8 protein-coding genes are annotated in these 12,225 nt (G+C 59.3%); 5 read left to right on the top strand and 3 right to left on the bottom strand.

Translation table 11 applies throughout. The features are described from left to right. Position 1 precedes the first annotated feature (1 nt). The 3 genes from LIY36_RS20105 to LIY36_RS20095 form a co-directional block, all read right to left on the bottom strand. Positions 2 to 1,402, bottom strand: coding sequence for a DUF1254 domain-containing protein (locus LIY36_RS20105; protein ID WP_226456809.1), 1,401 nt, complete (start codon positions 1,400 to 1,402; stop codon positions 2 to 4). Positions 1,403 to 1,549: 147 nt separating this feature from the next. Continuing rightward, the gene (locus LIY36_RS20100; RefSeq protein WP_192300042.1) at positions 1,550 to 1,915 is read right to left on the bottom strand and encodes a response regulator; all 366 of its coding nucleotides are present in this window, start codon (positions 1,913 to 1,915) and stop codon (positions 1,550 to 1,552) included. A 136-nt stretch (positions 1,916 to 2,051) separates the two neighbouring features. Beyond that, positions 2,052 to 5,159: a hypothetical protein gene (locus LIY36_RS20095; protein ID WP_226456807.1), complete on the bottom strand. Its 3,108-nt coding sequence runs from the start codon at positions 5,157 to 5,159 to the stop codon at positions 2,052 to 2,054. Positions 5,160 to 5,635: 476 nt separating this feature from the next. Between LIY36_RS20095 and LIY36_RS20090 the strand changes: the two genes are divergently transcribed. The 5 genes from LIY36_RS20090 (at position 5,636) to LIY36_RS20070 (ending at position 12,210) form a co-directional block, all read left to right on the top strand. Then, complete coding sequence (locus LIY36_RS20090; protein ID WP_226456806.1) at positions 5,636 to 9,139, top strand: response regulator; 3,504 nt, start codon at positions 5,636 to 5,638, stop codon at positions 9,137 to 9,139. Beyond that, the gene (locus tag LIY36_RS20085; protein ID WP_370694898.1) at positions 9,140 to 9,970 is read left to right on the top strand and encodes a CheR family methyltransferase; all 831 of its coding nucleotides are present in this window, start codon (positions 9,140 to 9,142) and stop codon (positions 9,968 to 9,970) included. Continuing rightward, entirely contained in the window at positions 9,967 to 10,566 is a 600-nt protein-coding gene (locus LIY36_RS20080) for a chemotaxis protein CheB (RefSeq protein ID WP_192300045.1), read from the top strand. Before LIY36_RS20085 ends, LIY36_RS20080 begins: the two co-directional genes overlap by 4 nt. Further along, a complete protein-coding gene (locus LIY36_RS20075; protein ID WP_226456804.1) occupies positions 10,560 to 11,753 on the top strand; it encodes a hybrid sensor histidine kinase/response regulator in 1,194 nt (397 codons plus the stop codon). Before LIY36_RS20080 ends, LIY36_RS20075 begins: the two co-directional genes overlap by 7 nt. A 79-nt stretch (positions 11,754 to 11,832) precedes the next feature. After that, positions 11,833 to 12,210 carry a response regulator gene (locus tag LIY36_RS20070; protein ID WP_192300047.1) on the top strand — a complete coding sequence of 126 codons (378 nt, stop codon included), beginning with the start codon at positions 11,833 to 11,835 and terminating at the stop codon, positions 12,208 to 12,210. Positions 12,211 to 12,225: the final 15 nt, after the last annotated feature.

Below are 12,225 nucleotides of genomic sequence, written 5' to 3'. Positions count from 1 at the left end.
GTTACTTGAGCGGTGTCAGCGGCGGCAGTTTCCACTGGCCGCTCCCTACCTCGGGCTTGGGCAGATATATGCGCAGCACTGCGTAGAACGGCCCGGTCGGGGCGGGCAGCCAGTTGCTTTGCTCGGCTTTCGGCGGCTCGTGGTGCTGCAACGCCAGCGTCACGCCGCCATCGGCGTCAGGCTTGAGGTCTGCCAACATGCGTGAATTGATCACGTAGCGTTTCTTGTGGTTGGGCACCAGCTGCTTGGTCTTGGCGTCGTACATGGTCAGCGACCAGAACGCATCGGTCGGCGGCAGTTGGTCCTTGGCGAAGTGTACGGTGTAGCTGTGGCGCGCGCCGTTGGCCGGTTTGCCGTCACTGTCGAGGACGTACTTCAGGTGCGCGATTTCATCGCTGGAACTGCCGAAAAGCCCTTGGTCGGCGCCGGCGTAGCGGTAGAGGTAATTGTTCTTGAGGCGGTCGCGGCTACCGTAGAGATCGGCCCTGGTCACCTGGTTGGTGTCGAGCTTGTCCTTCTTGAAGGCGGCGAACTCGGCCCGGGCATCGCTGATTCCGTCCTCAAGGGCTTTACGCTGTTCTGCGCTCAACTGGTTGACCTTGAATGGCGCACCTGCGGCGATGCCGATCTTGGCGAAGCGGGCCAACAGGTCTTTTTCGCTGTCCTGGGGCGCAGCAAACGCCAGCATGAAGTTCAGGTAGCGGAACAGCTGCGGGCCTTCGGTCATGGTGGCCATGGGCTTGGGCCATTCGATCCTGGGCGCGGCGGCCGGGGCCGGCTGTTTCACGTAGCTGCTCAGGGGCTGTACTTTGTAGCCGCCCTGGATCTGCTTGACCTTGCCCAGGTCTTTTTCATCGAACAGCTGCGTGCGGTACAGGGCGTAGGCAATGTTGCTTTCGCTGTAGAGCACGCGGTCGATGTCCACCGGCTGCTGACCTTTCCAGCCTGGGCCTGCGACCATGTAGTGGCCGCCATTGTTGCCTGTGCTGCGGGTACCCAGGTAGGCGAAGTTCTGCGTATACAGGTCGATCAACTGCACCGAGTAGTAACGGTTGTCGTCGATCTTGGGCAGGGTCAGTACCTGGGGTTCCTTGCGCAGGTCCATCCAGACGAAGGAGTAGGGCGTGTCCACGTTGGGGGAGGCGACGGCGGAGTCCTTGGGGGTGAGCACCTGGGCGGAATTGGCGATGCGATTGAACGGCGCCTTGAAGTTGGCACCGCCTTTATCAACGGCCTGGGTGTAGAGCGTCTTGTACATCGCCACCACCGGGTAGCCGTACAGATAGGCTTCCTTGGCAATGGCGCGGGCTTCGGCGGGGCTGGCGGTGAAGTCGGCCAGGGCGCCGGTACTCATGAGTATCGAGAGGCTCGCCAACAGCAGGCGCGTCGGTTTTCCAATCATGTTGTTGCGTCCTTCCAGAGAGCTTATTTAGAGGGCGGGGAATCAGAGCGCCGAGTTTCCAATTTTATTGGCCCAACGTCACGTTAATCCCTGACCGGCCCATGCAAAAATGCCGCCCGGGCAGGCGGCACTCGTACGGCGTTGGCGTCAGGCGGTGCGCAGGATCGACTGGACCTTGTCACGTAACTGGTCGATGGAGAACGGCTTGCCGATCACCTGCATGCCAGGCGGTACATCAATGTTTTCCGCATAGCCGCTGGCAAACAGGATCGGCAGCGCGGGGCGTAGCTCACGTACCTTGGCCGCCAGTTGCTTGCCGTCCATGTCTGGCAGGCCAACGTCGGTCATCATCAGGTCGATCGGTTGATCCAGATTGTTGACCAACGCCAGCGCTTCTTCGGCATCCGCGGCCTCAAGCACACTGAACTCCAGTTCTTCGAGCACGTCGACGATCAGCATGCGCACGATGGCGTCATCTTCGACTACAAGGATGGTGGAGGCGAGCGGGGGCATAGTGAAAATTCCTGAAAAGTGAAGGTGCCGGTCTTGGTCAGTTGACAGACGATTCTCTAGTGAGTCGTATCAAGCCCGGCAAGTTCCCGAAACAGGCACGGCATTGTGCCGGTATCCCCAACGAATGTCCCGCCCGTCATATCGCCGTGTTAAACAAGCCATGCAGGCTGGTGATACTGCCCGTACTCTGCATCAACTCCAACTCGTTGAACTCGGCATATTTGTACTCAGGGCGGGCTCTGTCTGCGCCATAAGGCTGCATCAGCACATTCGAGCGGCCGCTGCTCAGCGCGCTGTCCAGGCCCTTCCTCATTGCCTCTTCAGTCGGGAACTTGACCAGGCCGAAGTTGGGGTCGTAGTAAAACCATTGCTTTGTGTTGTTCTGCATACTCATACCGGCCAGTACTACATGGCCACGATCGCGAATCAGCAGCTGTGTGGGTGCCGCTGCATTGGCCAAATCGTCAATGATCGTCTGATGGCCCGCCTGCGTTGGTGTTTGCAGACCATGAACGCGGTTTTCCAGGATGCCTTGGAAACGGGTCAGGTCCTGGCGAAATTTGATCGATTTGGGATTGTTCAGATCGGCAATCGAGGTAAAGAAATTCCCGATCAATATCTCTGACTTGTTATTTTCAATCGCCAGCGCCATTGCATTGGCGAGCACGGCGCATTCGCCCTCGGAGAGGACGTCTGCCTGGCTCAAATAAAAGCCTTGGGGCATGGGGATCAACGTTCCACCCGCCGCGCGTATTTCGTCACTGAATATCTTCGAGTTACTCAGGCTGATTTCGATGCGTTTCTTTTCTAAGGCCCTGAACAAAGTTCCCACCTGCTCAGGCGTTCGATGACTGTCGACAGCCAACTCTTTGAGTTGCTCCAGGTTCATGGATGGAAAATACCCTGGGATGTCGTCCGGCCTGCCTGAAGTGTATCCACGCAAATAAGACACCTCATCGATCGCCTTCGCCTGGCTGACGACCCTCTGAAATACCAATGGAAGATCCTGGGTGGGTGGGTTCGGGGCAACCACCGTGGCCAACCAATTGAGCAGATGACTATCAAGCGCCTTGACTGCACCGTCCTGCGCAACGGCAGTCGGCACAAAGCCCTGCAAGGCCCCCCCATAAGGCTGCATGTTGTCGACATCAAAGGCATGCCACTTGCCATCCTTGAGCACGGCGCCGGTTGCTACGCTTTGGCCGTCGACAGGGAGGGTGCCATATGCCGCCAAGGTGTGGTGTTTGCTGGCGGCTTTGAGCACGTCATAGCTGCCGGTTGCCCCCCGCAGCTCATTGATGCCTTGCAGCATTCTGGCGCCAATTCGCTTGAGACCGTTGCTGGCGAGCCGGGCGGTGCCCAGCGCCAAGTCACCCGCGCCACTGAGGGGGTTCAACGTGCTGATTGCGGCCGCACCGATGACTTTGCTGACCTTGTAGGCTTTGGTCGCCGTAGAGAGTGTCGAATTGCCAATCTTGACGGCCTTGCCGACTGTGCCTGCACCAGCGGTGAGAAAACCGAAAATATCCAAGGCCAGATCAAACGCACCATCGCCGAAATTGCCCTTTTGAAAGTTGACAATAGCCGAGCGAAAGGGGATCACGTCCAGCATGACATCGACGATGCTGGCAATCTTCCTATTGCGCAGGTCTTCGGTGGTAGAGCCTTTGGCGTGGTCTTTGATGTCTTGACTGTCTAGATCAAAATGTTTGACAAACGTGTCGGCAATCGCCTGGGTACGCGGCGAAGCAAAGCTGTCCGGGATAGCCTCCAACGACCTTGGCGCTGCGCGGGCCAAGAGGGTATCGCCGAACGTTTCGGTTTTGCTGACTCTACTGCCATCTCGCGTCTCGCGGACCTCTGCCTGCCAAGGCAAGGCATGGGTGATGCTGCCTTTGTCAAAGTCGATTGAGTACGCGGTGGTCTTGCCATTGCGCTTGACGCTGACCATCAGCGCCTTGTCGGTTGGAAGTGGGGTTTGATCAAAAAAATCGGTGCCTAACTGGTAGGCCTTGTTTTGAAAGAACCGGACTTCGCCATATTCGAAGTTCTGTCGGTCTTCCAGAGGGAGTTGAGCTATCAGGTGCTGGATGCTGGTGCCGACGGCTTTTTTCTTGTCTTCGATCCCCTTGGCAAATTCGGCTTCAAACGCGTCGAGGACCCTGAACCGTTTATTGGCGTTCAGCTCGGCCATCGGAAGCCGGCTGTCCTTCGAGCGAAAAACCAGGTTTTTGTTCTTCAGGCTCATCATGGCGACATCAAGCATCGAGTGCTCGCCGGCTAAAATAACGGTTTCTCTCGCAGGTGATCCGTTATCGGGAAAGTAACGTTGCAGCACCTTGATGGCTTTGACTTCGAATAACGCTTCTTTGCCGGGGAAGCGCCTGCTCAGCTCCGCCAGTGCCATTTCCCTGCGCGATGGCAACGCTTTATCCAAGGTTTCTGTGGCGCCAAGCATCTGCGCAATACGGGCATTGAACGTATCGAACAATGTCTTCATATCTTCAGGGGTGTAGAGGTGATCGGCTTTCCTGGCCACCACGCCGTGGGCGTTGCCCCAGTTCAACAGGGCGGCTTTTTGTGCACTTTCGGTAACGGCTGGATTGGACTGCGCGGCCAATTCGGCTGCTTGCATAACTTGGAGAAAGGTCATGTTGGGGACCTTTCCGGGCGTCTGGGCGTCAACGGTTGTCGCTGCAACGTCCAGGTTGAGCCAGGCCGGGCTGCCGTAGGTGATGTTGCTGGGAATGTCTTTGATCAAGAATGCAGGCGCTCGGCTCGCCAGTAGCAGATGGGCATCGGCCGCCGCCGTGGCGAGGCTGGACCGGCCTTGAGCGACCAGATGCTGTTGCAAGCGCTCAACCACCAGCGACGCAGGCTGACCGATATGCGCTTGGGCCGCCAGGTCGAAACCGGCCACTGTGTTCCGGTCAAGCGCTGTGGCTAGGTCCGGGTCTAGCTGAAGGTTGATGGCGGCGAGCAGGTAATCGGTATCGCTGCGTTCTGTTGCAATGCCTTGCATATGTTCCCGCAGCGCCTTTCCCATCAATTTGGCTGCTGGGCTGTTGAGCAGAGCGTCCAGCAGCTTGGCCGGACTGTTCAAGGTCTGCGGCGAGAGCGGTAGCTGATAGCGCAGGAACTCCAATATCCCCCCCGGTGTGCTCGCAACCGATGGTTGGGTTCCAAGGTGATGGGTATGACGTTGAGCGAACGCTGTCAGGCGCGCCTGCTCGTCGTTACTCAACGGTATTGGCCAGGACAGAGCGCCACTCAAGTCGCCCAGTGGATGGGGGTTAACCGTGTTCCTCGCCGAATTGGCGAGCGCTACCAAGGGGGGAGGAGTGACAGGTTGTGAATGCTGAGCGTTGGGCAACGCATCGGCGTCCGGGGGATCTTGCCCTTCGGTCACGGTGACGGGCGCGCAATAGAAACTGTCGTAAGCGCTGGAAATTCCGTACGGGAGCAAGCCTATTATCATTTGGGCGTACCTGCGAAGGGAGGAGAGGTGCCGGCGAGGCACACTTTTATCGGTTCGGCATGCCATGGGTTGCCCGAAATGAGGTGAGCGTTCCTGCAAGAGGACCGAAATTTCGTTTAAGACTGTGTGGCTACCCGTAAGCGCGTGGTAAGGCATTCGAGTAAAAACGACGGGCAAACATGGCCTCTCGCCCACCTTTGGGGCAAACTCCCGGTTTTTCCCCACTCGGCCAAGGCATGCCTATGACTCCCGCGACGTCTGTCGATGAAAAGAGCTTCCGTACTCTCCTGAGCCGAAATGTGGCACTGCCATTGGGTGTGGGCGTGCTCAGTGCGGTGTTTTTCGTGTGCTTGATTACCTATCTCTTGTCGGTAATCCAGTGGGTTGAACACACCGATCGGGTGATCAACAACCTCAATGAATCGTCAAAACTCACGGTTGACCTGGAAACCGGCATGCGCGGTTTCTTGATCACGGGTGACGAGCACTTCCTCGACCCCTATGAGGTCGCCAAGCCGCGCATCATTGCCGACTTGCGCAACTTGCAGGAACTGGTGGCGGACAACCCGCAGCAACTCGACCGCCTCAAGCGCCTCGAAGCCCTGCAAAGCGAGTGGAACAATTACGCTCAATCGATGATTGATATGCAGCGCCACTCCGGTGACTACCGCAGCGCGGTCAAGGCCGGTCGGGGCAAGCGCCTGACCGATGAGATCCGCAAGGAATACGACGACGCGGTGGCAATGGAGCAGCAGTTCCGGCTCTCGCGCAACGAACAAGTCACCCGCGCCACGGTGATCAGCGTCACGCTGTACCTGGCGTTCGTACTCGGCTTGAGCGGGTTTCTAGCCTACGTTGGCAGGAAGAATTTACTTTCCTTGTCAACCAGTTACGCCGCAAACCTCGCGTCTCAACAGAAGATCGCACGGCGTCTGGAGCAGCAAGCCTGGCTGCGTAACGGCCAGACCGAGCTGGCAGAGCAAGTGCTCGGCCAACTGACGCTGAACATGCTGGGCCGCAATATCCTGCAATTTTTTGCCCAATACATGGGCTCGGTTGTCGCCGCGCTGTATGTCCGCGAAGAACACGGCGGCCTCAAGCGTGTGGCCACCTATGGTTTTTCCCGCGAGCAGGAGCAACTGGAACAGGCGATCTACAGCGACGAAGGCATCGTTGGGCAAGCTGCCCAGCTTGATCGCCTGATTCGCTTGGATGATGTGCCGGTGGATTACTTCAAGGTCAGCTCCGGCCTGGGCGAAGGCCCGACCCGTAGCGTTCTGGTCATGCCCACCAGCGACGACGACCGTGTCAATGGCGTGGTCGAGCTGGGTTTCCTGCGCCCGCTGGAAGAACGTGACGTCGAGCTGCTGGAACTGATCGCCGGCAACATCGGTACGTCCATCGAAGCCGCACGTTATCGCCAACGTTTGCAGGAAGTGCTGGCCGAGACCCAGCAACTCAACGAAGAGCTGCAAGTGCAGCAGGAAGAGCTCAAGACCGCCAACGAAGAGCTCGAAGAACAGTCGCGCATCCTCAAGGAGTCCCAGACCCACCTGGAAATCCAGCAGGCCGAGCTGGAACAGACCAACGAGCAACTGGCCGAGCAGACCCAGGTGCTTGCAGACCAGCGCGATGCGTTGGATCGCAAGAACGCCGAGTTGAGCCAGGCTCAACTCGAACTGGAAGACCGCGCCGACGAGTTGACGCGCTCGAGCAAGTACAAGTCCGAATTCCTCGCCAATATGTCCCACGAGCTGCGCACACCGCTGAACAGCTCGTTGATCCTGGCCAAACTGCTCGCGGAAAACCCGCAGGAAAACCTCAGCGCCGAGCAGGTCAAGTTCGCCGAATCGATCTATTCCGCCGGCAATGACCTGCTCAACCTGATCAACGACATCCTTGATATTTCCAAGGTCGAGGCCGGCAAACTGGAAGTGCGTCCGGAGACTTCCAGCGTCGCCCGCCTGGTCGACGGCCTGCGCGGCATGTTCGAGCCCCTGGCGGCGGACCGCAAGCTGGGCTTCCAGGTCGATATACAGGACGATGCCCCCGCGATGCTGTTCACCGACCGCCAGCGTCTGGAACAGATCCTCAAGAACCTGCTATCCAACGCGGTCAAGTTCACCGAACAGGGCGAGGTGAGCCTGTCGGTGTCCGGCGTGCCAGGAGAGGGCATCGCCTTTACCGTGCGCGATTCGGGGATCGGGATTGCGCCGGACCAACAGGAAAGCATCTTCGAAGCCTTCCGCCAGGCCGACGGCACCACCAACCGCCGTTACGGCGGCACCGGGCTGGGCCTGTCGATTTCCCGCGACCTGGCGACCCTGCTCGGCGGCTACATCAGCGTCACCAGCGTGCCGGGCGAGGGCAGCGTGTTCACCCTGGTGCTGCCGGAGCAATATGTGGAGCGCGGGGAAGACGCCGCCCCCATCGAAGCTCCGCGCCAAGTCGTGGTAGTGCCGGCACCGGCGCCGGCGCCGGTGAAGGTCTCGCCGCTGCCGGTGGCCGATGCCACATTGATCCCACGCTTCGCCGACGACCGTGACAAAGCACCGTTCGCCACACGCTGCATCTTGGTGGTGGAAGACGAGCCGAACTTTGCGCGCATCCTGTTCGATCTGGCCCACGAGCTCGGTTATCAGTGCCTGGTGGCCCATGGTGCGGACGAGGGCTACAACCTCGCCGAAGAGTATCTGCCCGACGCAATCCTGCTGGACATGCGCCTGCCGGACCATTCCGGGCTCACCGTGCTGCAACGCCTCAAGGAACACGCCAACACACGCCACATCCCGGTGCACGTGATTTCCGTGGAAGACCGCGTCGAAGCCGCCATGCACATGGGGGCCATCGGCTACGCGGTCAAACCCACCACCCGCGAAGAGCTCAAGGACGTGTTTGCGCGCCTGGAAGCCAAGTTGACCCAGAAGGTCAAGCGCGTGCTGCTGGTGGAGGACGATGACCTGCAACGTGACAGCATTGCCCGCCTGATCGGCGACGATGACATCGAGATCACCGACGTCGGCTACGCCCAGGCCGCCCTCGACCTGCTGCGCACCAACGTCTACGACTGCATGATCATCGACCTCAAGCTGCCGGACATGCTTGGCAACGAACTGCTCAAGCGCATGGCCACCGAGGACATCTGCTCGTTCCCGCCGGTCATTGTCTATACCGGGCGCAACCTGACCCGCGATGAAGAGGCCGAACTGCGCAAGTATTCGCGCTCGATCATCATCAAGGGCGCCCGCTCGCCGGAGCGCCTGCTCGACGAAGTCACACTCTTTCTGCACAAAGTCGAATCCCAGTTGTCCCATGACCGTCAGAAGATGCTCAAGACCGCCCGCAGTCGCGACAAGGTCTTCGAGGGGCGCAAAATCCTGCTGGTGGATGACGATGTGCGCAACATCTTCGCCCTGACCAGCGCCCTGGAGCACAAAGGCGCGGTGGTGGTGATCGGGCGTAACGGCTACGAAGCCATCGACAAACTCAATGAAGTCGAGGACATCGACCTGGTGCTGATGGACGTGATGATGCCGGAGATGGACGGTTACGAGGCCACGGCCCTGATCCGCCAGGACCCGCGCTGGAAAAAGCTGCCGATCATTGCCGTAACGGCCAAGGCCATGAAGGACGATCAGGAGCGTTGCCTCGCGGCGGGTTCCAATGACTACCTGGCCAAGCCGATTGATCTGGACCGCCTGTTCTCATTGATCCGCGTCTGGCTACCGAAGATGGAACGCATTTAAGTGGAGCGAAGTTTTTTGGAAAAAAGCAGCGATATTGAGCTGCGCCTGCTGATCGAGGCGATTTACCTCAAGTACAGCTACGACTTTCGCGACTACTCCGGTGCGTCGGTAAAACGCCGTGTGGCCCACGCCCTGCGCCAATTCGACTGCGCGACGATCTCCGCCTTGCAGGAGCGAGTGCTGCACGACCCGGCCGCGTTCATGCAGTTGCTGCAATTCCTGACGATCCCGGTGAGCGAGATGTTTCGCGACCCCTCGCACTTTCTGGCGATCCGCCAGGAAGTCGTGCCGCTGCTCAAGACCTACCCGTCGATCAAGATCTGGATCGCCGGCTGCAGCACGGGGGAGGAGGTGTACTCCATGGCCATCCTGCTGCGCGAGGAGGGTTTGCTCGAACGCACGATCATCTACGCCACGGACATCAACCCGGCGTCCCTGGACAAAGCCAAGCAGGGGATCTTCTCCCTGGAAAACGTGCGGGCCTACACCGCCAATTATCAGCAGGCCGGTGGGCAACGTTCATTTGCCGACTACTACACCGCGGCTTACGATTACGCGATCTTCGACAAGACATTGCGCGAGAACGTGACCTTCGCCGACCACAGCTTGGCAACCGATAGCGTATTCTCGGAAACTCAATTAATTTCGTGTCGTAACGTATTGATTTATTTCAATAAAAAATTGCAGGATCGTGCGTTTGGATTATTCCATGAGTCGCTGTGCCATCGCGGCTTCCTGGTGCTGGGCAGCAAAGAAACCCTGGATTTCTCCGCCTACAGCAAGCAATTCGAACCGCTGGTCAAGCAAGAACGGATCTACCGAAAATCATGAATGACGCAGCAGCCAACCCGATTCACGGGATTGAAGCCATCGTTGTCGGCGCTTCCGCCGGCGGCGTCGAGGCGTTGCTGGGTATTTTTGCTGAGCTGCCCGCAGGCTTTGGCTTGCCGATCATTGCCGTACTGCACCTGCCGGACGAGCGCCGCAGCCAGTTGGCCGAGGTCTTTGCCCGACGCCTGCGCATCCCGGTGCGCGAAGCACGGGACAAGGAATTGATCGAGGCCGGTACGTTGTTTTTTGCCGGGCCTGGTTATCACCTGTCGGTAGAAAACGACCGCAGCCTGTCCCTGAGCCAGGAAGACCGCGTGCATCATTCCCGCCCGGCCATCGACTACCTGTTCGCCTCGGCCGCCGATGCCTATGGCGCCGGCCTGCTGGCGATCCTGCTGACCGGCGCCAACCAGGATGGCGCGCGCGGCCTGGCCCACGTCAAGCAATCGGGTGGTACCACCATCGTGCAGGACCCCAAGGAGGCACGCATTGCCGTGATGCCCCTGGCGGCCCTGGCGCTGCACGCACCTGACCACATTCTTACTTTGAGCCGCATCGGTTCATTGCTGGCTTCCCTGGAATATTCCCCATGTTAAGTACTGTCCAGGCCAAATTGCTGATCGTCGACGATCTGCCGGAAAACCTGTTGGCCCTTGAAGCGCTGATCAAGCGCGAGGATCGCCAGGTCTACAAGGCATTGAGCGCCGACGAGGCCTTGTCGCTGTTACTGGAACACGAGTTCGCCATGGCGATCCTCGATGTCCAGATGCCCGGCATGAATGGCTTCGAGCTCGCCGAGTTGATGCGCGGCACCGAAAAGACCAAAAACATCCCTATCGTGTTTGTCAGCGCTGCCGGGCGCGAGCTGAACTACGCGTTCAAGGGCTATGAAAGCGGGGCCGTCGACTTCCTGCACAAGCCGCTGGATATTCACGCGGTCAAGAGCAAGGTCAATGTGTTCGTCGACCTGTATCGCCAGAGCAAGGCGATGAAGCAGCAGGTCGAAGCCCTGGAACGCAGCCGCCGTGAGCAGGAGCTGCTGCTCACGCGCTTGCAGGCCACCCAGGCCGAGCTGGAGCAGGCCGTGCGCATGCGTGACGACTTCATGTCGATTGTCGCCCACGAAGTGCGCACGCCCCTCAACGGGCTGATCCTCGAAACCCAGCTGCGCAAGATGCACCTGGCCCGGGACAACGCCGCGGCGTTCACCCTGGACAAGATGCACGCCATGGTCGACCGCGATGAGCGCCAGATCCAGAGCTTGATCCGCCTGATCGAAGACATGCTCGACGTGTCGCGTATCCGCACCGGCAAGCTGTCGATCCGCCCGGCACGGTTTGACCTGACGCAACTGGTGCGCAATCTGGTCGAGAACTTCGCCCCACAAGTGGCGGCGGCCAACTCCTCGATGCACCTGGTCGCCGAGGCGCCGGTCGAGGGCCTGTGGGATGAGTTCCGCATCGAGCAGGTGGTCAGCAACCTGCTGACCAACGCGTTGCGCTACGGGGCCAAAAGCCCGGTGGATGTGCGCGTGTACAGCGAGCACGGCGAAGCGCGGGTGGAAGTACGTGACCGAGGCATCGGCATCAGTGCCGACAACCAGAAGCGGATTTTCCAGCAATTCGAGCGCGTCTCGGCCAGCCATGTCGCGGCGGGCCTGGGCCTGGGCTTGTTTATTTCCGAGCAGATCGTTGCGGCCCATGGCGGCACCATCGAGGTCGAGAGCCAGATAGGCGAGGGCGCCCTGTTCCGGGTGTGCCTGCCCCTCGAGGCGTCGGCATGAAATCAATCGTCACCTCGACGCAACCTTCTGCGTGACCCCATGGTCGTAACAGCAGCAATTGACCGGACAAAGGCTTCCCATGAGTGAAGATGCACAAGATGTTGTACTGATCGTCGAAGACGACGAATCGATTATGTTCGTGCTGGGCGAATATCTGGCCGGCCTCGGCTATCGAGTGTTGAAGGCGATCGATGGGGAGCAGGCGTTCGAGATCCTTGCGAGCAAACCACACCTGGACCTGATGGTGACTGACTATCGTCTGCCCGGCGGGATTTCCGGGGTGCAGATCGCCGAGCCGGCGATCAGGTTGCGCCCGGAATTGAAGGTCATCTTTATCAGCGGTTACCCGCAGGAAATTCTCGACTGCAACAGCCCGATTACGCGCAACGCACCGATCCTGGCCAAGCCGTTTGACCTGGATACCCTACACGAACACATCCAGCGCTTACTGGCGTGATGTATTTCTTCTGAT

The sequence above is a fragment of the Pseudomonas sp. AF03-9 genome (assembly GCF_020515815.1).
GTDB lineage: Bacteria > Pseudomonadota > Gammaproteobacteria > Pseudomonadales > Pseudomonadaceae > Aquipseudomonas.
The sequence above is the reverse complement of the archived record's forward strand: the minus strand, read 5'-3'. Positions and strand labels throughout refer to the sequence as shown.